We start from the raw sequence: 22441 nt of genomic DNA, 5'->3' as shown, positions 1-22441 counted from the left end.
GTGCTTGACTTATTTAAATATTCAAATGTTTTACGTCTTATTTCTTAAGAACATAAATTATTATATAGTGTACACAATCAAATTGCAATACTTTTCGCAAAAAAAATTGATTTGTTTTTAGCTTACAAGGCCCGTCATCGCGCGATTTCTAGTTAAAGCGATAGTTCGCTATTTCGTTCATTCATTCTTCTTCAAAAACAAAAAAATCCCACTGTATCGTAACAATACAATGAGATTTCTATGGTTTTCTTGCATCAAATTACTCTTCTTTCTTATACGTAAGTTCTACAAATTGATTATAGTTTTGTGTTTGAATCAATTTCCAGTCACTCATCGGCACACGTTCTGAAAATAGTGGGATGCCTTCACCTAGTACAACGGGAGCAATCGTAAGAATCATTTCATCAACTAAATCGGCTTGTAAAAAGCTCTCTACTAACTTCGCCCCACCTGCTAGCCAAATATCACGCTCACTATCCTGCTGTATTTGTGTAACAAGTTCTGCTGGTGATTGCTGTGTAAATGTCACATTGGCATTGTTCATGCGCTCTTTCGAGGTCATCACATAGCAACGACGCTGCGCATACGGGAAAACGCGCGCATGTCGTAAAATCCAATCATATGTAAGACTCCCCATCACAACAGTTCCGATGGTTGAGTAAAAGGCGAGATAGCCATTATCGCCTTCGCCTTCTACCTTATTTAAAAATTCGATTGAGCCGTCTGGTGTTGAAATATAGCCATCTAAGCTCATCGCAATGTATAATTTTACGCGTTTCATTAAATCCCCCCTTTCCTCAGTGTAACAGATACCTTTTCTTTCCAAAAATAAAAACAATACGTTATGATAGATTCAGTGTACAAATTTATCTTTTTATAAGGGAGCGAGTATGTGTGTCAAAAACAATTGAATTAAATAATGGATTACTTATTCCGCGTGTAGGATATGGTACATTCCGTGTACCAGAAGGCGCTGATTTAGCTGCCGCCGTTAAAACGGCAATTAAAGAAGGATACCGTTTAATCGATACAGCAGCGATTTATGAAAATGAAGCTTCAGTAGGTCAAGGGATTCGTGAAGCCATCGCTGAAGGACTTGTCACACGTGAAGAATTATTCATCACATCAAAAGCATGGAATGACGGCATTTCATACGAAGAAACACTACAAGCATATGATGATGCACTCGCGCGTATGGAACTAGATTATTTAGATTTATACTTATTACACTGGCCAGGAACGAAAAACGATTTTATTCCACAGTGGGAGGCACTTGAAAAGATTTATGCAGATAAACGCGTAAAATCGATTGGTGTCAGCAACTTCCATGTACATCATTTAGAAAAATTACTAAAAGAGACAACGATTGTGCCTGCGGTGAATCAAATCGAATTAAACCCACTGCAAACGCAAAAACAAGTCCATGCCTTTTGTATTGAAAAAGGTATCCAAATTGAAGCGTGGTCACCACTAATGAATGCTGAAATTTTAGAGCACGCTACTTTAAAAACAATCGCATCAAAATACGGTAAGACCACTGCGCAAATTATTTTACGCTGGCAAACACAAACGGATATCGTAACCATTCCAAAATCAATGACACCTAGTCGTATTGCAGAAAATATCGCTATTTTTGATTTTGATTTAGATGGCGAAGATATTTTATTAATTGAAGCATTAAATGAAGATGGCCACTATGGTCCAGATCCAGAAGGCTTTGATTTCGGACGTTAATCTCGAACACTCACAACACAAAGAAGGAACCGCGCCAAAGCGGTTCCTTCTTTTCTTGCTATTTCGTCTGTGCTAAGGCATGCTGCATAAGATTTTTCACGAGTTGTCCAAACTGTTCAAAGCGTGCATCTTGCGTCTGCCCATGACGATAGCGCGCGTAAATTTGTTGCCCAATGACCGCTAATTTAAAATAGGCAAAGGTTATATAGTAAGGCATCGCCGATACATCGCGTCCACTTTTTTCAGCATAGCGCGCAATCATTTCTTCGCGCGTATAAAATCCTGGGAGTACGGTAACGGGCGGTTTGCCGAGCATATATTTTAGCGTATCCTCATCCTGCTCGGTAACCCAGTAGCTCATCATAACACCTAAGTCCGCAAGCGGGTCCCCAACTGTCGTCATTTCCCAATCAAACAACCCAATAATGTCTGAGAAATCGTCATTGAACATGACATTATTCAATTTAAAGTCATAATGAATAATCGTCGCATCCGATGAATCGGGTATATGATTTTTAAGCCAAAGCGTTAATTCCTCCACTGCTTTAATATCATCGGTTTTTGCCTTATCATAGCGCGCAATCCAGCCATGCACTTGGCGCTCTAAAAACCCTTCTGCCTTCGTCATATCATAAAGCGCCGTTTCCTTATAATCAATGGCATGCAGTGATACGAGCAAATCAAGCATTAATTCTGAAATGCGCTGACCAAGTGGTTCATCATACGTGCCATCCATTTTCGTATCGAGCACGATGCCACGCTTTCTTTCCATTAAAAAGAATGGTGCACCGAGGACAGCTGTATCCTCACAATAAAGAAGCGGTGTCGGCACTTGTTTCAAATGTGGCTGTAGCATCGATAAAATCGTATATTCACGCGCCATATCATGTGCTTTTGGTGCAACAGGGCCAAGTGGTGGACGACGTAGTACATACTCTCCCCCTTCAAATGTGAGCGCATACGTTAAATTCGATGCACCGGCGCCGAATTGTTCATATGTTCGTAGCCGCCCAAGCGCTGGCTTATGCTGTTGAATAAATGCTTCTAATTTTACTATGTCGAGCTCTTCTCCTGTGCGTACATCAATCGTATCTTTCATGGCCTTTCCTCCATTCCATCTAACAATAATGTGACATAATAATCAGCTAAATCTTGCGGTGCCATCTCGCCATCTGGCTGATACCATTGATAGCTATAATTGGTCATACCTAAAATCACAAACGCTGTCATATCCGGGCGCAATGTGTGACGAAATGTGCGATTCTCTACACCATTGGCAATGACTTGCTCGAGTACGATGCGAAACTGACGTCGCTTATCACGAATACGTGCCCCGTTCGTCTCATCAAGATGCCGAATTTCGCGAAAAAAGACGCGACCTTGTTGCCCATGTGTTTGAATATCTTCTATTAAGAGCTGCACAATATGGCGCAATTGTGTACGCACATCTTTTGTCTGCGCTAAAACCCGCTGCTGCCTATCGAGTAGCGAATCAATATAGCTTTCATGAATTGTCATTAAAAGCGCTTCTTTTGTTGGAAAGTAATAATAGAAGGTTCCCTTTGTCACACCGAGTGCTTCGACGATGTCTTGCAAGGATGTATTCGTAAAACCACGTTGTTCAAATAAGCGCACACTTTCTGCCACAAGTTGTTCCTTCATCTAAAGCCCTCCCTAATACGTGCTCATACCGCCATCAACTGGCAATATTGCGCCGGTAATATAGCTCGCTGCAGGTGATGCTAAGAAAATAGCCGCACCTTTTAAATCTTCCGCACCGCCTAAACGGCCAAGTGGTGTATGCCCTTCAATATACGATTGCCCGTGCTCAATAAGCGCTGTCGACATTTTTGTAGGGAAAAAACCTGGTGCAAGTGCATTGACGCGAATATTGTAACGCCCAAGCTTCACTGCTAAATCCTTTGTCATCGCAATAATGCCCGCCTTGCTCGCATTGTAGCCGACTGTTTCCATAAAAGGTGGTGTGCCGCCAAAACCTGCAATCGATGCAATATTTAAAATGACACCTTGCGCTTGCTTTTGCATAACCGTTGCTGCTGCCTGGCTCATTAAAAAGCTTCCCGTCATATTCGTGTCAACAACCTTATTCCAGGCTTCAAGTGGCATCTCTAAAAAAGAGGCTCCCCATGAGACACCGCTATTATTCACTAAAATATCGAGCTGACCAAACGCTTCAATTGTTTGCTCGACTGCCTCGCGCACGCTTGTAGCATCCGTCACGTCGCAGGCAAGCGCTAACACATTGACATCATATGTGCTACGCAACTGTGCCGCCGTTTCCTCGCATGCCTCCTGCTTACGTGAGCATAAGACAAGATTTTGAATGCCCGCTTCCGCATAGCCCTGCGCAATTTGTGCGCCAAGTCCGCGGCCGCCACCTGTAATCATCGCTGTTTGCCCATCTAATCGAAACATCTCCATTTAGTTCACACTCGCTTTCTGTGTCGCATATTTTCGTAGCTCTAATTTTGCAATTTGCGCCTTATGCACCTCATCCGGACCATCTGCAAAGCGCAGTGTACGTGCCTGCACCCATAAAAAGGCAAGCGGTGTATCGTCACTAACGCCTTTCGCACCAAATGCTTGAATTGCTCGGTCAATCACATTCAATGCCATTTGTGGCGCTACTGCCTTAATCATCGCTATTTCTTGTTTAGCCGCTTTATTGCCGACCGTATCCATCATATACGCCGCTTTTAATGTTAAAAGACGTGCCTGCTCAATCTCCATACGTGATTCCGCAATCCATGTTTGCACAATTCCCTGTGCTGCTAGCGGCTTGCCAAACGCCACACGCGCCTCGACACGCTTACACATTTCCTCAAGCGCTCGTTCTGCTGCCCCAATAAGACGCATACAATGATGAATTCGCCCAGGTCCAAGTCGTCCCTGCGCAATCGCAAAGCCCTTGCCTTCTTCCCAAATGACATTGCTAACGGGCACACGTACATTTGTATACGTGATTTCCGCATGCCCATGCGGTGCATCATCATAGCCAAATACTGGTAGCATACGCTCTATTTTCAATCCCGGTGTATCCATCGGCACTAAGATCATCGACTGCTGCTCATGATGCGGTGCATCCGGGTTGGTTTTGCCCATAACAATCGAAATCGTACAGCGCGGGTCCCCAGCACCAGAGCTCCACCATTTGCGCCCATTTATAACGTATTCATCGCCATCTCGTACGATGGAGGCCTCGACGTTTGTCGCATCACTTGACGCAACATCTGGCTCTGTCATTGAAAAACAAGAGCGAATTGTGCCTTCTAATAACGGCTCAAGCCACTGCTTTTTTTGTTGCTCGGTGCCATAACGCTCAAGCAGCTCCATATTACCGGTATCTGGCGCATTGCAGTTAAACACTTCAGGCGCTAAAGCAGAACGTCCCATAATTTCACAAAGTGGTGCATATTCTAAATTTGTTAACCCGGCTCCGTATGTACTATCCGGCAAAAATAAATTCCATAATCCAGCTTCTTTTGCACGTTGCATCAATTCTAATTTAATTGGTGGAATTGCACCAAAACGATCTTTTTGTGCGGCAAGCTGTTCCTCATACAGTGTTTCATTCGGATAAATAAACTCCTCCATAAACTGTGTTACACGTGCCTGTAATGCTTGTACTTTCTCTGAATACATAAACTCCATTAAAAGCCCTCCTCTTACATACTAACCGGTAGGTATGTTTACAATGAGTATACTTCCATTAATTAGAAAATTCAATCATTTTCTATTTCAGACACGTTTTTTCGCAATTAAAAAAGGAATTGCTTTCGCAACCCCTTACGTTAAATCAATATCCATCTTATCGGATAGCCACGCAATGCCGATTAATACAACACCTGTTACAACAATTGCTTGTAGGCGTGGATCTGATTTTAATGTTTCAAGCATAGTTATCACCTCTTACTTAAACTGTTCCCGTTTTACGGAGCGCTCAATCACTTTTTTTAGACTCCTGCTTCATTTCTTTTTTTCAAATGTTAATACAGCAGAGCCTATTAATAAAAGCATCGATAACATCGCTCCTGTTCCGACTACCAAATAAATCATCGTAAACACTTTGGAAAAACCTGTAGATGGCGAGAGCCCAGTATTAAGACCTGTTGGCATTAATGTCGTAAAAGCAAAGTAAAATGAATCGAGAAAACGCCAGTTCTCTACTTGATGATAAAATAATGTACCCGATAGCAAAATAAACCCTAAGGTCGTCAGTACAGACCAAAATAACTTGCGGCGCATCATATGTAAAATCGCTTTAAATAAGCGAAGCGAAGTCAATAGAAATGATACCATAGCACACTGGGCCTCCTTTCCTTTCAATCATTAGTTTACCTTAATTCTCTATTTTTCTCGACAAAAAAAGAGATGAAGCCATTGCTTCATCTCTTATACATAAAATTAGAATTTTACAACGTTTTCAGCTTGTGGGCCACGAGCGCCATCAGTTACTTCAAATTCTACTTTTTGACCTTCGTCTAAAGATTTGAATCCTTCGCCTTGGATTGCTGAGAAGTGTACGAATACGTCGTTTTCGCCTTCTACTTCGATGAAGCCAAAACCTTTTTCTGCGTTAAACCATTTAACTGTACCTTGTTTCATGTGAGAAAACCTCCAAAAATAAAATGAACAAACAAAAAATGAAATCTACGCAAAACAAAAATTCACATATTACATAAAGTACCGTTGAAGACAAGCCGATCACTTTTTGTAATATGTGAATGGAAGTTCGCGGTCAATCAGAATTTCATTTGTTGAAATAAGTATATCACGCTGATAGACGTTGTCAAATAAAATTCAAAATTTTCCTAAAAATATCAAAAATTATTGTTATGATTTTTGCCAAATAATGCCATGATACGTTTGGATGTCATCATCACATGATTCGCAAAAGGCAATTTCTTCTTCTGTCCAAAATGCCCAGAAACGTTCCTTACGATGCTCTTGATGCGGGTATTGTTCACTCATCGTTGCAAGTGCCTGCTTTAAAAATCGCTCCGCCTCAAATTTATTAGCAAATTCTCGCTCGCGGACAATATGCTCTTCCCAGCCATCAAATTGCCACCATGGCTCATAATCTGCTTTCATATAAATCACTTTATACATATTTCTCGTTCCTTTCATTCTTCAAAAAACAATACTATAGTACCAATAAAAGAGATGCTTTATGGTAAAATAAATCTATAAATTATTCATTGGAGGGATTTTATGTTTTCTGCACTGCGACCAAAACTTGAATTACACCAGCTACTTGAACGTGGCACCGATATTCAAACACTTGAACGTTTTCAACAAACACTCGCCTTCAACCATTTTTCACACCATGATGAGGAAAACTTACAGGTTTTATACGCTCAATTACGTGACACAAAGCCATCCATGGACGAAATCTTCCGTTTATATTTAACAGAAATCGCACCAAATGACAAGGATATCATTTCGGATGAGGCCATTCATCACTATTTAACAAATTTTTTCTTACAACCACGCGATGAATTATATGTAGAAAATGTCTTACAGTTCTTTTATCAATTCCGTCACTATAAATACGAGCCTGGGCGAACAATTGTGGTCTTTAATCAATTTACTTTTTATATTACTACACATATATTGTATAACTTTGGCTTTAAACCTGCCAAAGCATTCGACTTGATGCGCTCGTTTCAGGCTGCCATGAACATCGACCAGGAAATGCTATTTGAGTCGATTACAGAGCGTATGCTCGAACATTCCATCACCGAAGTTGGGCATTTAATGGATACCGCCTCACAAATTGTTTATATGAAAGATTTAGCGCTTCATTTAGACCGACAGGCAGCGGAAATACAGTCCTCAACTGCTAGCACAGAGCAGGTCAGTGCATCGATTACAGAAGTTGCCTTCACGACTTCAACGATTGCCGAGAAAACCGAAAGCTCACGCCAAAAAGCACAGCATTCAAAAGATACTATTGGCGATGCCTTAACGAAAATTTTCGATACCGAAAAAACCTTTACCGCCATCGTGCAGTCATTCGAACAGTTGCAACAGCGTGTTGATAAAATCGAAAATGTCGTAACGCTTGTACATGATATTGCCGACCAGACCAACTTACTCGCACTCAATGCCTCAATTGAAGCGGCAAGAGCCGGAGAACACGGCAAAGGTTTTGCCGTCGTCGCACAAGAAGTTCGTAAGCTCGCGGAAAATACAGTCAATGCCTTAACTGGTGTTTCGGATAATGTCGATCATCTTAAACGCTATGCGACCTCTGTTGCCGATTCCATTGCTGAAACGACCTGCATTATTACAAACGCTACTGCAGAGGCAAAAGGTTCCCTGCCACTACTCACCGATATTGTTAATACGATTGAAACAATCAATGAGGATGTGCGGACGACAGCCGCTATTTGTGCAGAGCAGTCGATGGCTGTCGATGACATGTCACAGCGTATGATGGAAATCAATCAATTGCAACAAGACATTCGCCATCTTGGTCAACTGACGTCAAAAGGGGTTTACAAACTGAATCAAGACATCAATGCATTCCGTCTACATATTGTTTCCGACAACAACATTCCATTATCAAGCTATGCCCTTTTACAATTATCAAAAGCAGACCATATTTTATGGAAATGGCGTGTATACAATCTGTTTATCGGGCTTGAAACTATTCATCCAGATGAGGTATCTTCGCATGCGGATTGTCGACTTGGCGAATGGTACCGAGACCCAAAAAACCATCGCGCGCTTCGGCGATGAAGCAAGCTATATCGCACTTGATGCCTATCATGCACAAGTTCATGAATCCGCTCGCCAGGCGGTTATCGAATTTAATAATCATCATATTTCGCGTGCTGAGCAACATTTACAAGCATTAGAACAGGCGTCTAGCCACGTACTGACGCATATTAATACGTTAATTGCGTGTATTGAAGCCAAGCGATTTACGATGGAATAAAAGGTGCGCCAATCATTTTTTTTGAAAAAATGAAACTTTCTTATATCCTATTCGTATATGTTATTACAATGTATTTCAACGAAAGAGGAGGATTCACATGCTCAATATAGGCCACCACTTTTTGCGTTACGCACTCGCCTTCGTAATCGGGCCAATTGTTACGGGCATTACATGGATGGGCTTCGGTCTACCATTTTTCATTAGTGTTTTTGCTGGGATTGTTGGTTTTGGCGTTACAGCCCTAGCAACAAAATTCTTTCAAAAACGTGCTATTCGCAAACAATTCAATTTAACAAAATCAGAATATAAATTAATCGATGAACAACTACAAGAAGCAACCGATACAACAGCTATGCTCGCTAGCTTATTTACAAAAGTCCGTTCGATTAAAGGCTTCCGCCAATTGTATGATATGAACAAAACCGCTAAGCGTATTGTCAATATCGTCAAAAAAAATCCGCTGAAATTTTATCAAGCGGAAACATTTTTCTACGCACACTTACCTTCTGTTGGAGAGCTTGCTGAAAAATACGTCACGTTATCACGTGAAAAAATCAAAGACCATGATGTGCAAATCGCGCTACGTCAAACGCAGCATGCACTAGATGAATATAATCGCATGTTAGACGAGGATTTACGCGAAGTATTAGCAGACGATATTCAGTCGCTGAAAATGGAGCTTGATTTTGCGAGTATTACTGCAAAACGCTTCCACGAACGTGCCGATTCAGAGCCTGTTATGCCAACAAAAAAGCCGCAACAACTCGATGAAATGGACGAATTCGAAGCAGCACTACAAAAACCTGCCAAAGAACCTGTTTCACTTGAGAAAAAAGAGGAATTAGATAAGCAACAAGATATCCCGTTCCGCGAGCCAGAGCTTGTACCGTTAAAGCGTGTACAGGAGCAGCCGCGAACACGTATGGAACGTCGCCACTTTAATAATTAGGGAGAGATGATTTTATGACACAAAATGATAAATCGCTGGATGACTTATTAAAAGACCCCTTTACGATGGATCAATTACCACAGCAGCAACCGGTCGAAGCTGTACAGCCCGCAAAGCCCGTACGCGAAATGGACCGCTTAACACCTGAAGAACAGCAAAAAGCACACGAACTAGCGAAGCAGATTCCTATCGGACAAACGGAGGCCATTTTATCATACGGAGCAAATGCACAAGCTGCTCTATCATCTTTCTCTAATAAAATGCTCGACCATGTCCAAGCAAAAGACGTTGGTGAAGTCGGTTCGATTTTAACGGATTTAATGAATAAATTAAATCAATTAGACCCTGAAGATTTACGCGAAGAAAAACCAAAGGGCCTGAAAAAATTATTCCATAAAGTGCAAAAATCAGTAAACGAAATGATGACAAAATATCAAAAACTAAGCACACAAATTGATCGCATTGGCGTTCAGCTAGAACATTCAAAACGTGGTTTAGTAGATGACGTGCGCATGCTTGACCAATTGTATGACCAAAATAAAACCTATTTTGAGGCTTTAAATGTCTATATTGCAGCGGCAGAAATTAAGCGTGATGAAATCGTCAACGAGATTATCCCGGCAGCCCATGCTGAAGCAGCAGCATCGAATGACCAAATGAAGGTGCAAGAAGTGAATGATTTAAACCAGTTTGTGGACCGGTTAGAAAAACGAATTTACGACTTGCAGTTATCACGTCAAATCACCTTGCAATCGGCTCCTCAAATTCGTATGATCCAATCAACGAACCAAGCGCTTGCTGAGAAAATTCAATCATCGATTATGACATCGATTCCATTATGGCGTAATCAAATTGCAATTGCCCTTACGTTAAATAATCAACGTAAAGCGGTAGAGGCACAAAAACAAGTGACGCAAACGACAAATGATTTATTATTACGCAACTCTGAAATGCTGCGTATGAATACGATTGAAACCGCACGCGAAAACGAACGCGGCATTGTCGAAATCGAAACATTAAAGAAAACACAGGACAATCTTGTGCAAACGATTGAAGAAACATTACAAATCCAAGCAGAGGGTCGTGAAAAACGTCGCGCCGCTGAAATTGAGCTTAGTCAAATGGAACAAGATTTAAAACAACGTTTGCTACAACTACAGTACACAAAAAACGAACAGCAATATCGTTAATTCGTTAAGAAGCGAGTGAATTACTCGCTTCTTTTTTTATTGCTAATTTGCGCATCATCTACACAAAATAGTTGTTCAGAAATTACTCATTAGCTCAGAAAGCGTCTTTTGGATACGACTTATTTTGAAATAAGTGTCAAAACAAAACCATCGTCCTATACATTTTTTTCATTTTTGTAAGCATCATGCAAAAGTTGTCAACAAAAACCATTATTTCGCGCCATATCGCAAAAATGTACAATAGCATAAGCAGCTACTCTGCCCGTTTTTTAAAGAAATCGGGCATTTTTCATCCTCTAGCGGTACAATAAAAGGAATTTGGGCGTTAGATAACGCTAATCATCTTAAAATAAATGACAATATATTCTAAAGAAGGAATTGGCATAGGTCGTCTTGAAAAATCTTCCCATTCTCGATTAAAAATGCCCCGTAAAGTGCGCAAAGCGGTCAAAAAACATCCCGTAGAGCACCAAAAATAGCCTCTCTTTTTTTAAAATCAGGACAAAACTTACTACATATCGCCAGTATTTTTTGTATGTATTTATCTTTTTATAATAAAAAGGCATATCGTTACTACAGTTGCAGGTCTATTCACTTAGAGCTGTCACATATTCAAAAATATGTCGTATCTAAAAGACGCTTTCTGAGGTAATTCGCGATTTCATTTCACGATATTAAAAAAGCCGCTCCTATATTAGGAACGGCTTCTCAATTAACGAATCGTTAATTTTGTCATGTAATAACGACCATTGATATTTTTCACCGTATACTCAGATACTTGGTGAATATTTTTTGCGGCTTCTCCGGCTTTTTGTACGACATAATCTTCATTTACCGTCGCAATAAATTCCGTGCTGCTTAACTTATTAATTGATGCAATTTGATAATTTCGTAAATCAACTTGCGTCCCTTTTTCTTGTAGCCCTCTAACGTAATTCGTTTGACTGCTTAAAAATTCTGTTCCTGGTGCGATAACTTCACTTAAGCTATTGGCATCACCATTTACATAATAGACAAAGTAAGCATCTAGTAACGTGTTCATTTCGGCTTTAACATCTGCTGTATTGTTGTCTGCTGTAGTATCTTCTTCAGGTTGCTGAGGCGTAGCAGCTTGCTCTTTTTTACCATAGTCTTCAAAAACAAGCTCTGTTGATGTCGTCGAATTAACCTTAATCGTTTTCGACGTATATTCTTTTCCGTCCTCTTCAAATTTCGCTTGTAAATCAAAGGCGCTATTACGAGGCACTACTAGTTGGTTATCTTCGATTAATACATCTGCTTTGTCGCCGTTCACATAAAACGTTAAATCCTTGTCCTCATAGGTGCTCGGAATAGAGACAGGTGAGAATAACTCCATTTCGGTCGGCCATTCATTCGTATACTCATTATACACTGCACCTGTAAACACTTTTTCAACTTGACCGTACGGCGAATCCCAAATAATTGTATAATCATATTCACCTGGTAATAATTTTTGCTCCCATGTATCCGCACCCCTACCGAGCTCATCTTCCTTCCCATCAAATTTGATTTTTAAGTTTTCTTGCTCTGTCGGTACTGTGACAGCTGCAGAAGTTGGCTCGATCGCATAATTTGTAAACAAGCCCCATTTTTTCGTTTTAAGTAACGTTAGTTTATTTTGCCCTGAATTAAAGGCCAAATCACTTGTTGTGGCATTGTCTTGCTCCATTTTCTCAAAAGCATTGATGGTCTCAGTTGCTAGCTGTGCGCTATTTTCCTCTTCAATCATCTTACCAAATGCTTTCTTTTCAATAGCTAAATAATCATCCATTGATACTACCGATAAAAAGTCGCTTGCTTTACCTGTTTCTGATGCCTTATCAAGCTGTTTGAGTACGCTTGATTTATTCCCGACTGTAAAGAATAAAATGGCAAAAGCGATAACACATAATGCGATAATGCTACCCACAATAAACAGGGGCTTTTTCGATGATTTCTTCTTGCTTGGTGTCACCGTTTTTTTCTCTAAACGTGACGTTGTTTTAGGTGATTCTGCTGACGTCTTTGTTAGATTGATTGATGATGTTGCGCCCTCTACATGCGTTGGATTTTTAGGAATTTCTTCTTTAGGCAATGGTTTGCCACAGGTTGAACAAAAATTATTTGTTACTTTGTTTTCCGCACGACAATCCGGATTGCCACAAATTTTTACTTGTTTCATTGTATCCACCTTTTACGTTTATTTTAAATAATTGACGTTTGTCTTCCTATGTATAACATGCTCGATTGTTTACTATCTAAACGAGCATGTTATTACGTTTTAAAACCATTTCCTTTTTATTATAGATGAAAAGGTTTTATAAATATACAACATTTCCCATTAATTATACGTCATTTTTGTATATTTTCGATTTTTCTAGTAGATTCCAATCAAATTTGAGCCACTTCTAGTCATTTACGTACTTTGAATCACATAACGAATGAGCTTGCGAAGTAGGCGCAGTGTAATATCGCTAAACTGCGCAACATCCTCTGCAGTGACAGATTTATTGCCGTAAATCGTTGCGAACAGATGGCGCTGCTCGTCCGTTGGTTGTTCCATATTTAAAAATAAATGCACGACTGAAATACCGTTTTTCTCCGCTTCCATTACAGCTTCAGCTGTATCGAGCACCCCATTAGTAGCATAGCGGAATGCAGAGGGCTCCCCGTCTGAGAAAATGAGCAAGAAGCGATGTTTTTCGTCGCGCTGCAATAGGCGCTTCGCCATCCAGCGAATCGCAAAGCCATCGCGATTGTCCTCATGTGCCTCTAATGCCATAATGCGTGCGCCGTCATCTTGCACCCCGTCCTCAAGACGGTGTAGCCACTCAAACGTATTCGGTTGCTCGGTTGATGTTGCCTCGTAGGCATCTTCGTAAAAGCACACCATATCATGCGCGATTGCAAGCTTACGCAGCACATCATGGAATAACAATACGGCCTGCTTCGTCTCGTCTAATTTATCAAGCATCGATGCAGAGCCATCAATCAATAAGCCAAATACCGCATCTAATGGCTTGGCGGGTGCATCCTTTTTATAAAAAGGCTTAGGACGCTCATCCGTCACAAACTGTAGCAACTCACGGCTATTTAAGCGACCATACGATAAATGTGTACGCTTGGCGACTTGCTTTTGCGCCATTTGCTTTTGAAACTCGAGCGTCATTGCCTTCACTAACGGTTCTTGCTCAGTACGGAAGCGTAGCAGCTCACTTAGTTGCTGTGCATCCTCCGTTTTTTCAAGGCGCGTCTCCTCATACGTAACATGGCGGTTATCATCGCCAAATGCTTCACCCGCATGCTTTTTCGTACCACGCTGTAATTTCTTCGTTTCCGGGATATCGTCTTTTTTAGGCTCCGCTTCGTGATCTGTATCGCCGCCCGTTCCGACTTCACTAACGTCATTTTGCGCATCGCCTTCTTCGGCATCGGTTGATAGACTACGGCCCTCATTACCACGCCCAAGCTCTAAGCGTAAATGCGCCCCTTCTTGTTCCTTCGTTTCACGATGCCAGGCGCGAAATACTTCCTCAATCGTTTCCTTCGCGGTGTCCTTATCACCTGTAGCTAAGCAGGTTGCACCTTTTGATTCGATAAAGGTCACTGCATCAGGCACAGTATCAAATAATGCATAAAAGTTTTGTTTCAAATCCTTCTGTACACGCCGCTCAATTAAATTCATTAAGCGCCATGCGAGCGCGATGCTATCATTTGTGGACGTAACGTCATAAATGCCCTGCATTTGCCAGCGAATTTCCTCAAAGCCATCCGTTGGTAGTGTTAAGGTGCCTTCATTTGCTGCTACATATAAATAATTAATGGCGTATTCTGCATACAGTTGCTTTTGACGATGTACATTCATTTGCTGACGATGAGTCGCGCTATACGTACGGCGGCGCACATCAAAGGCCTCCGCTGTGCCAGGACGCTGTTTGGATACATATTCGACTAAACGAAATTCTTCTATTAATAATACGAGCTGCCGGCGTAGACGCGGTAAGCTCTCATTCTTTGTGTCATCGACATAATCTAGATAAGCACGCACATCAAATGAACGCCAAAAACCTGCTGCCATTAAATAAATATCTGATAGGCGCCCTAAATGCATAACGGCTTCCTCGCGGTGGCGCCAAAAGACGGAAAGTGATAATTTCTGCTGCTGTGGGTTCATTTCAATAAGCTGGCGTTCATTAATCGCGAGTTCCTTATTACCTGCTAATGCGCGTGCGAGCATTTCATATTGCAACATTTGACGTGCATTTAGCTGTTCATTATTAAATTGAATAAACCGGCCCATTTCTGCCATCGTTATCGCCTCACTTTATCCACGTTTTTGCAAGTTCAATGACAAGCTCACGTTCACTTTGGTCGGCTAATTTTTCAGCAATCGCATAGCGTACAGCACGCAGCGGCGCGATAAATTGTGCAAGCTCCGTCGCATCTAGTAAGCTCCGAATCGATGCCGCCTCCTCGCTCAAAATGCCTTGCTGTACTTGATTTTTTAAATCCTCTGCAAGCGAGAGCATCATTGTTTTGATCGCTGGCAGAAGCTCAGGGAATCGCTCATCCCATAATTCGCTTAATTGCTCCCCTGAAATATACGGCACACTGTACGATACGAAGCGGTTTTTCAGCGCCTCATTCATCGGTGTCGTACCAATATAGCCTTCATTGATGGCCGCAATGACGTTAAAATCCTCATGTGCATAAATGACTTCTCCGGTAAATGGATTTGTCAGCATTCGTCGGTGATCGAGCACACTATGTAAAATCGGCAATGTCTCGGCCTTCGCCATATTAATTTCATCAATGTATAAAATATGCCCCGCTTTCATCGCCTTAACAACAGGTCCTTCCACAAAATCAATCATCGTTTGTCCCTGCTGCTGTACAACGGTTTTAAAACCTAGCATACTCTCCGCATCAAGGTCGACTGAGCAGTTAATGCTATGCATCGGCTGATTAAAGTATGCAGAAATCGTTTCCGCCATCTTCGTTTTTCCCGAGCCAGATGGTCCCTTTAGTAGCACCGGCTTTTTCAGCGCAATGCTCACGAGCACATCCTCTAGTAAATGCGCATCCGGTGAACGGTAGCCCCCTGTAGCGATGAGCTTCGTGTCCGCTGGCTCATATTGGCGTTTTAAACGTGCTGCGTGTACGTGTTCGATTAATTCCATGAAAAATTCCCTCCTAAAATAAAAAAGCGACTGTTTGCTTAATGGTAGCAAACAGTCGCCTAGTCGTCTAATGATTACGCGAAATAAGATTTGTAGAAACCGCCAACGTGGCCAGAATTGTCTACGATGAAGATAAATTCTTCTGTTTCGTTTTTCACTTCGTACTCTTTACCGACAGTTAAAACATTAGATACTAAGAATTTTTTAGCATCAGTATTTGTGCATGTTACTTTCTTGATTGTTGGTGCGTTTTTCCAGTTTAAATGGATTGTCATTTCAGTCACAACCTCTTTCTATTAAATTCCTTCTTATTTTACCCGATTTTGCGCATATTGTGTAGTTCCCCGATGAAAAAGGCTGTGCTATGATTAATGGATTAGGAGGGATTCGATGATTTTAAGTTTTATGTCAGGTGTGCCAACGTGGTTTTTTGTTTGCGCATTCCTATTTGTCATTGCTTTTATCGCTTATTCAGAGTGGAATTCTCGCCGCTAAGTGCTGTGGGGTGAAGCATCCTTATATTTAAGCAGAATGGAGGTCTTTTATTGATGAAAACAGGTTATTTAGCCAATGGATTATTTAGCTTTGGCGACCGCCTTGTGAACGAAATTATCGCAAAAGAAGTACGTCAGGCGCTTCCTGGCGTTGATTTATATGTGCCACAGGAAAATGGCGCGATTAACGATAAATCTGCGTATGCAGATAGCGCACAAATCGCCTCGGCAGATATGGATGCCTTAATGGCGAGCGACTTTTTAATCGCCGTTATTGATGGCGTTGAAATTGATAGTGGTGTGGCGGCAGAAATCGGCGCATTCGCTACATTAAAACGCCCTATTTTTGCGTTACTAACCGATTCACGTCAACAAGGACGCGATAATGTGAAAAAAATCGATGCATTAAAACAAGATGCAACGGAAAACCAATTTATTTACCGCAATCTATTCGTTGTGGGCTTAATTAAGCAACATGGCATGATTGCTTCTTCTGTTGAAGAGCTCGTGGCGGCATTAAGCAAAAAAGATTCGCCTTAGTTTGATTCCTTTTTCCATAAAAAATGAATCAACCAATTAAAAGGAGAATAATTTTATTATGTGGTTTTTATTTGCAATATTAACATGGATTTTATGGGGTGCGGCTAACCTCTTTTATAAAAAGGCGTCTGTAGAAACGGATCGTCATAGTCATGCTAAAATCGCCATTATGGTCGGCTTAGTAATGGGGATTCACGCAACGATTTATTGGATTACAGCAGATGTTCATGTACAGGCACAGGACTTCATTACGTATTTACCAGTATCTGCGCTGTATATCGCGTCGATGATTTTTGGCTATGTAGGCTTACGTTATTTAGAGCTATCAATTGTTGCACCACTCCAAAACTCATCAGGTGCTATTACTGTATTACTACTCTTATTTTTCTTCCCGAAAGATATTACATGGGTTCATATTACCGGCTTCGTCTTTATTTTAGCAGGTATTTTATGGTTAGCCTTTATCGAGAAGAAATACGATGATATCGAATTACGTCGTAAAGGCATTCAAGTCGATACGAAATATCGTTACGGCTTTATCGCGCTAATCTTCCCGTTACTATACGCATTACTTGATGGGGTCGGTTCATTCGCAGACGGTGTTGTGTTAGATGAACTCGCACTGATTAAAGAAGGACCAGCCATTATTGCGTATGAATATACATGGTTTGCAGTAGCCGTTGTGTACTTTATTTACTTAAAAGCAAAAGGCGTCGATTTCAAAATCCGCGAGCAAAAAAATGGTGGAATTGCCGCTGTACTCGAAACAGCAGGTCAATTCTTCTACACGTATGCGATGGCGTCAGCAGCTGTGTTAGCAGCGCCAATCATTTCTTCGTTCTTCGTGTTCTCAATGATTTTAGGACGTATTTTCTTAAAAGAAAAACTATCCAAAGCCCAGTACGGTGTCATTTTCCTTATCTTTATCGGGATTATGATTTTAGGCTACTTGGACGTGTAATTTAAAAAGCAGGCACTTTGTGTCTGTTTTTATTTTGCCTAATTTGCTCGAAAAAGCATTAAATTGTCGTTTATTTTCAGAAATATTGAATTGTTCAGAATTAATCGTTTACTTTTACACTTCAACGCGATAAACTAAATCTACTTTATTTAACGGCTTACAAGGAGGATTTATTTTATGAAAGATTTCTTCAATAAACTATTAACCGGGATGAGTATCGGGATTGTCGTTGCACTGATTCCAAATGCCCTTATCGGTGAGATTTTGAAATTATTAATTCCAACATTCCCGGCACTATCCCATGTACTAAATGCCACGGTGCTCGTGATGAGTATGCTCCCAGTATTAATTGGGATTACAATCGGGATGAGTTTCAAATTAACACCGATTCAAACAGCAAGTATCGGCTTAGCGGCGGTGCTTGGTAGTGGTGTCATTACATTCACAGAAGGTGGCATGGTTATTTCAGGCATTGGTGTTGTATTAAACACCGGGATTACTGCAGCACTGGCGGTACTATTCGTCCAAACAATCGGCACAAAATTAAAAGGCTACACGATTTTATTAATGCCGACATTAACGGTTTTAATTCCAGGGATGGTCGGCTATATGTTACTTCCTTATGTCAAATCAGGTACCGGCTATATCGGTGAGGGGATTGCATATGTAACGGGCCTACAACCCGTTCTTATGGGTGCCCTACTCGCAGTCATTTTCTGCCTCCTTATTTTATCACCACTTTCAACAGTTGGTGTGGCAACGGTCGTATCACTAACAGGCATTGCCTCTGGTGCTGCGAACTTAGGAATTGTAGCAGCAGGTACAGGTTTATTCCTTGCAAGCCTAAAAGCAAATTCCGTCGGTACAGCGCTCGCACATGTGCTCGGCTCACCTAAAATTCAGATGCGTAACTTCTTTATGAAGCCCAAAATGGTGACGCCGATGCTCATTACTGCAGCCGTTCTTGGTGCGATGGCAGGTGTGTTAAATATTCAAGGAACGCCGATGTCGGCAGGCTTCGGCTTATCTGGACTTGTTGGGCCACTAAATCATATGAATCTTGTCGATGGCGGCTGGTCGATGAAAAATACACTTGTGATGCTTGTGACATTCTTCGTCGTACCCTTCGCATTAAACTTCGTATTAATCAAAGTATTTATGCTCAAAGTGAAGCTAATTCAGCCAGCAGATTATAAAATTGATATTGAATAATGAAAAGACGAGGCTTTGACAAAACACATCACGTTCCTTTTTGAACGTTCGCAACAAAAACCCGGAACCGCACAACAGTGCGATTCCGGGTTTTCTTATGTTCACATATATGCTCTAGCCTCTATTGTTATGCGTCATAAATTTGTTGCATATTTTCACTCCAGCGTCCCTCTTGTTGCAAGCGTTCGATGCATTTTTTAGCTTGCGCAGCAGTAATAATTGTTTGACGCTCCCATAATTTTAAATAATGTGGCACAAATTGATGTGCCTCTTCACTTGGGTAGCGTGCTACATCCAATAATTCACCGACGAAATACACATCTGCCTCTTCATCTGGATTTTCCTGCATATAATGCGTTGCCGCTTCTAATGCTTCACGTAACTCATCTGGTGATTCCGCGTTATTTAGCTGTTCCTTAATATCGTAAATCGCCATCTCTGAGTCCGCTTCATCATCGCCCTCATCATCTTCCATAAATTGCTCCCCGTCATAGCCAAGGCCTGTAATAAAGGCATCAAATGACGGCGCAAGTTCAATAACATCTTCATCCGCAGTAAAAACTAGTACAGCCGGCTCTGTAGCGCTCTGACGATAATCAAAGGCAAACCATTCCTGGCCATCTCCAGCAAAAATGACGATATTTTCTTCTAAATTGTATTCCTTGATTAACTCTGGTGTGTCTTTTAACGACGGTGAGCCCGTTGTGCCATACATATATTCAATTAATAACGGCTCTGCTAATTGTTCATTATTATAGCTCGTATAGCGTAGCGTTCCTCCGTTATGTACTTTTAATTGTGCTACATAACTTTTCGGTAGCTTCACGCCTAATCCGCGCTCTACAGCGACAATTTCTGTATATGTCGCGCCTGGTGTTTGTTCTTGTTCATGCCAAATTGTCATCTATTCCACCCCTTCATTCTTTACTCTTCTTATTCCCTTTCATCAGCAAATAATCCTTTATTATGGTACATTATTTACAAAAGGAGGGTTCGTATGAAAAAAATAGGGATTATTGTTCTCGCTATTATTATTTGTATCATTGCCGCCGTTGTAATCGAGCAAGCAGATGAGGCCCCTTCACCGAATAAAAAGGTGCAAACAGATGGTGATATTCGCGTACATATTATCGATGTCGGACAGGGCGATGCCATTTGGATCGATACGGGGAAAGAAAACATCGTCATCGATTCTGGCAATAAGGGTCAAGGGAAAACGGTGATTAATTATTTAGAACAGCATGATGTCAAAGCGCTTGATGCTGTCATCTCTACTCACCCCGATGCTGACCATGTAGGTGGCTTAGCTGATGTCATCAATCATTTCCCGGTGAAGACCGTCTATGCACCGCGTGTGACGCATACAACACAAGCCTACAAGGAATTTTTACAGGCGGTGAAAAAGCAAAAGCTATCGATTAAAGTAGCCAAGCAAGGCGTCGATATTCCGTCGGTGGCTGAAGGTGTAACGATGACCTTTATTGGGCCAACAAAGGATTACTCAAAAGCCGACTTAAACGACTGGAGTGCCGTCCTTGAACTTACGCATGGACAAAAGAAATTTTTATTAACAGGTGACGCTGAAACGCCTGCTGAAAAAGATATGCTAGCAGCAGGCGTATTAGAGCCGATTGATGTATTAAAAGTGAGTCACCACGGTGCAAGTGAAGCATCGAATACTGACTACTTAGCTGCGTTACAGCCTGAATATGCAGTCATTAGTGTCGGTGAAGGGAATCGCTACAATCACCCAACAGCCGATGCACTGAAGCGTTTAAAAGCGACTGGCGCTAACATTTTACGTACAGATCAGCATGGTTCTATCATCTTTACATCCGATGGACAGACCATTTCAGTTGAGGAGGAGCGCTAATGAAGGCCATTGTTGACCGTTTTGAACTTTGTCTCGTTGTCATTGAATTAGAAGATGGTACTACACAGGACATTCCGCGTTCACAATGTCCCGATGAAATCGAAGTCGGCCAAGCAATCGATATTGCGGAAGATGGAACGATTACGATAGATGAGGCGCGCACCCAAACACTGCAAGAAGAAATCGATGAACTTGCAGATGATTTATTTGAAGAGTAACAACACAGAGAATGGGAAATTCCCATTCTCTTTTTATTTTTCTCTAAAACGGGACATTTCATCACGATAGATAAGTAAAAGGATTTAAATATAGAATAAAAGTGTGTTATTTTCTATTTACTTTATAATAAAAAACATAAATAAATTGGTTTATTCCTTTATTTTCTAAATAAGGATTTTGAAACAATTTATGAATAAAGAAAATCAAGTTGTTTCAAATAACGATTTTTTTATTTATATAGACCTAGTCATACAGATTTTTTTGTACCATTTTACATTTCAGGAAGTCACACTTCATTTTTTATGCGACTATACTTTCTATCGCATCTACCTAAATAATCCAATGGAATAAAAAGGATTTCTTCACTATTTACGCTACCGTAAAAAAATTGTAAATTATTTCTTGAAACGAATTATACCTGGAAGCGAGGGGTTCCTTATCATTGAACCAATTTTCTGTTTATGTCTCACATAACTACCCACTACTTAAATTATTCCAAGATTATTTAAGGATCGTCGACACAGCCTTTTTCACAGAAGTTTATAAACAAGATCGTGAAGAAATTCAAACTATTTATCGCACTTACCTTTATTATTCTGATATCGATTATGATATTGTAGCTAGTGCTATTTGCTCGACAATTCGAACACTTGAGGATTTCATGCAAGGCCATGCACACAAACACATCAATCGGCTTCATTCATTTATAGAAGCAGTGATGGAAACGGCTTTAGTTGATGTTATTGACTATACCTCACTGCTATTTGATAAACCAAAACATTTATTCAATCTTTGATCCCATCTAAAATATAGATGGGCTTTTATTTTGAACGCATAAAAAACGCCTACGTTCATGACGTAGACGTTTAATATGGGTTTGGACGGAATCGAACCGCCGACACTTAGAGCTTCAATCTAATGCTCTACCAACTGAGCTACAAACCCGTTATGAAAATGGAGGAGGTAGAGGGATTCGAACCCCCGCGCGGTTTAACCCGCCTGTTGGTTTTCAAGACCAATCCCTTCAGCCGGACTTGGGTATACCTCCAGAAATTATATAAAAATAAAAATGGTGGAGCCTAGCGGGATCGAACCGCTGACCTCCTGCGTGCAAGGCAGGCGCTC

Annotated in this window: 24 protein-coding genes and 2 tRNA genes; 11 read left to right on the top strand and 15 right to left on the bottom strand. The window is 41.0% G+C overall.

Annotated elements, in window-relative coordinates:
- Positions 1–259: 259 nt before the first annotated feature.
- Positions 260–781, bottom strand: coding sequence for a dihydrofolate reductase family protein (locus KTHG_RS04900; RefSeq protein ID WP_020189821.1), 522 nt, complete (start codon positions 779–781; stop codon positions 260–262).
- A 113-nt stretch (positions 782–894) separates the two neighbouring features.
- Between KTHG_RS04900 and KTHG_RS04895 the strand changes: the two genes are divergently transcribed.
- Positions 895–1734, top strand: coding sequence for an aldo/keto reductase (locus tag KTHG_RS04895; protein WP_020189820.1), 840 nt, complete (start codon positions 895–897; stop codon positions 1732–1734).
- A 58-nt stretch (positions 1735–1792) separates the two neighbouring features.
- Here the strand turns inward: KTHG_RS04895 and KTHG_RS04890 are convergent, their stop codons facing one another.
- The 7 genes from KTHG_RS04890 to KTHG_RS04860 all read right to left on the bottom strand — a co-directional run bounded on the left by KTHG_RS04890 (position 1793) and on the right by KTHG_RS04860 (position 6864).
- Entirely contained in the window at positions 1793–2833 is a 1041-nt protein-coding gene (locus tag KTHG_RS04890; RefSeq protein WP_020189819.1) for a phosphotransferase family protein, read from the bottom strand.
- A complete protein-coding gene (locus tag KTHG_RS04885; protein WP_020189818.1) occupies positions 2830–3396 on the bottom strand; it encodes a TetR/AcrR family transcriptional regulator in 567 nt (188 codons plus the stop codon). Before KTHG_RS04885 ends, KTHG_RS04890 begins: the two co-directional genes overlap by 4 nt.
- Positions 3397–3408: 12 nt before the next feature.
- Complete coding sequence (locus KTHG_RS04880) at positions 3409–4176, bottom strand: glucose 1-dehydrogenase (protein WP_020189817.1); 768 nt, start codon at positions 4174–4176, stop codon at positions 3409–3411.
- Complete coding sequence (locus tag KTHG_RS04875; RefSeq protein ID WP_020189816.1) at positions 4177–5406, bottom strand: acyl-CoA dehydrogenase family protein; 1230 nt, start codon at positions 5404–5406, stop codon at positions 4177–4179. It lies immediately after the preceding gene.
- Positions 5407–5721: 315 nt separating this feature from the next.
- Entirely contained in the window at positions 5722–6054 is a 333-nt protein-coding gene (locus tag KTHG_RS04870) for a potassium channel family protein (protein WP_020189814.1), read from the bottom strand.
- Positions 6055–6159: 105 nt separating this feature from the next.
- Positions 6160–6360, bottom strand: a complete 201-nt coding sequence (locus tag KTHG_RS04865; RefSeq protein WP_020189813.1) for a cold-shock protein — start codon at positions 6358–6360, stop codon at positions 6160–6162.
- Between the two features lie 228 nt (positions 6361–6588).
- On the bottom strand, positions 6589–6864 hold the full coding sequence (locus tag KTHG_RS04860) for a DUF1033 family protein (protein ID WP_020189812.1): 276 nt from the start codon (positions 6862–6864) through the stop codon (positions 6589–6591).
- A gap of 102 nt (positions 6865–6966) precedes the next feature.
- Between KTHG_RS04860 and KTHG_RS04855 the strand changes: the two genes are divergently transcribed.
- The 4 genes from KTHG_RS04855 to KTHG_RS04845 all read left to right on the top strand — a co-directional run bounded on the left by KTHG_RS04855 (position 6967) and on the right by KTHG_RS04845 (position 10837).
- Entirely contained in the window at positions 6967–8499 is a 1533-nt protein-coding gene (locus KTHG_RS04855; protein ID WP_020189811.1) for a globin-coupled sensor protein, read from the top strand.
- Positions 8435–8698: a hypothetical protein gene (locus KTHG_RS21760; RefSeq protein WP_186439492.1), complete on the top strand. Its 264-nt coding sequence runs from the start codon at positions 8435–8437 to the stop codon at positions 8696–8698. The genes KTHG_RS04855 and KTHG_RS21760 overlap by 65 nt, the downstream gene beginning before the upstream one ends.
- Before the next feature lie 97 nt (positions 8699–8795).
- Positions 8796–9647, top strand: a complete 852-nt coding sequence (locus KTHG_RS04850; RefSeq protein WP_020189809.1) for a 5-bromo-4-chloroindolyl phosphate hydrolysis family protein — start codon at positions 8796–8798, stop codon at positions 9645–9647.
- 14 nt (positions 9648–9661) lie between these two features.
- Positions 9662–10837 (top strand): toxic anion resistance protein, encoded by a 1176-nt coding sequence (locus tag KTHG_RS04845; RefSeq protein WP_020189808.1) that lies wholly within the window; start codon positions 9662–9664, stop codon positions 10835–10837.
- Positions 10838–11549: 712 nt separating this feature from the next.
- On the opposite strand, the gene KTHG_RS04840 is transcribed toward KTHG_RS04845, so the two are convergent.
- From KTHG_RS04840 to KTHG_RS04825, 4 genes are all read right to left on the bottom strand, one after another.
- Entirely contained in the window at positions 11550–13019 is a 1470-nt protein-coding gene (locus KTHG_RS04840) for a TcaA NTF2-like domain-containing protein (protein WP_020189807.1), read from the bottom strand.
- A gap of 234 nt (positions 13020–13253) precedes the next feature.
- Positions 13254–15146: a vWA domain-containing protein gene (locus KTHG_RS04835; protein WP_020189806.1), complete on the bottom strand. Its 1893-nt coding sequence runs from the start codon at positions 15144–15146 to the stop codon at positions 13254–13256.
- 10 nt (positions 15147–15156) lie between these two features.
- On the bottom strand, positions 15157–16017 hold the full coding sequence (locus KTHG_RS04830) for an AAA family ATPase (RefSeq protein ID WP_020189805.1): 861 nt from the start codon (positions 16015–16017) through the stop codon (positions 15157–15159).
- Positions 16018–16091: 74 nt separating this feature from the next.
- Entirely contained in the window at positions 16092–16292 is a 201-nt protein-coding gene (locus KTHG_RS04825; RefSeq protein ID WP_020189804.1) for a DUF6501 family protein, read from the bottom strand.
- Positions 16293–16565: 273 nt separating this feature from the next.
- Here KTHG_RS04825 and KTHG_RS04820 point away from each other — a divergent pair, with 273 nt between their 5' ends.
- The 3 genes from KTHG_RS04820 (at position 16566) to KTHG_RS04810 (ending at position 19224) form a co-directional block, all read left to right on the top strand.
- Entirely contained in the window at positions 16566–17051 is a 486-nt protein-coding gene (locus KTHG_RS04820; RefSeq protein WP_020189802.1) for a nucleoside 2-deoxyribosyltransferase, read from the top strand.
- Between the two features lie 58 nt (positions 17052–17109).
- Positions 17110–18012: an EamA family transporter gene (locus tag KTHG_RS04815; protein ID WP_020189801.1), complete on the top strand. Its 903-nt coding sequence runs from the start codon at positions 17110–17112 to the stop codon at positions 18010–18012.
- Positions 18013–18189: 177 nt separating this feature from the next.
- Positions 18190–19224 (top strand): PTS sugar transporter subunit IIC, encoded by a 1035-nt coding sequence (locus KTHG_RS04810; RefSeq protein WP_020189800.1) that lies wholly within the window; start codon positions 18190–18192, stop codon positions 19222–19224.
- A 127-nt stretch (positions 19225–19351) separates the two neighbouring features.
- Here KTHG_RS04810 and KTHG_RS04805 read toward each other — a convergent pair whose 3' ends face one another.
- Entirely contained in the window at positions 19352–20128 is a 777-nt protein-coding gene (locus KTHG_RS04805) for an SMI1/KNR4 family protein (RefSeq protein ID WP_020189799.1), read from the bottom strand.
- 93 nt (positions 20129–20221) lie between these two features.
- Here KTHG_RS04805 and KTHG_RS04800 point away from each other — a divergent pair, with 93 nt between their 5' ends.
- The 3 genes from KTHG_RS04800 to KTHG_RS04790 all read left to right on the top strand — a co-directional run bounded on the left by KTHG_RS04800 (position 20222) and on the right by KTHG_RS04790 (position 22112).
- Positions 20222–21097: a ComEC/Rec2 family competence protein gene (locus KTHG_RS04800; protein WP_020189798.1), complete on the top strand. Its 876-nt coding sequence runs from the start codon at positions 20222–20224 to the stop codon at positions 21095–21097.
- Entirely contained in the window at positions 21097–21315 is a 219-nt protein-coding gene (locus KTHG_RS04795; protein WP_020189797.1) for a DUF3006 domain-containing protein, read from the top strand. Before KTHG_RS04800 ends, KTHG_RS04795 begins: the two co-directional genes overlap by 1 nt.
- A gap of 443 nt (positions 21316–21758) precedes the next feature.
- Positions 21759–22112: a hypothetical protein gene (locus KTHG_RS04790; protein ID WP_020189796.1), complete on the top strand. Its 354-nt coding sequence runs from the start codon at positions 21759–21761 to the stop codon at positions 22110–22112.
- Between the two features lie 76 nt (positions 22113–22188).
- On the opposite strand, the gene KTHG_RS04785 is transcribed toward KTHG_RS04790, so the two are convergent.
- A tRNA-Phe gene (locus KTHG_RS04785) sits at positions 22189–22261 on the bottom strand.
- A 10-nt stretch (positions 22262–22271) separates the two neighbouring features.
- Positions 22272–22364 (bottom strand) — tRNA-Ser (locus KTHG_RS04780).
- Between the last annotated feature and the right edge of the window lie 77 nt (positions 22365–22441).

The organism is Kurthia sp. Dielmo, from assembly GCF_000307285.2.
Classification (GTDB): domain Bacteria; phylum Bacillota; class Bacilli; order Bacillales_A; family Planococcaceae; genus Kurthia; species Kurthia populi.
This window is presented reverse-complemented; position numbering and strand designations above follow the sequence as displayed.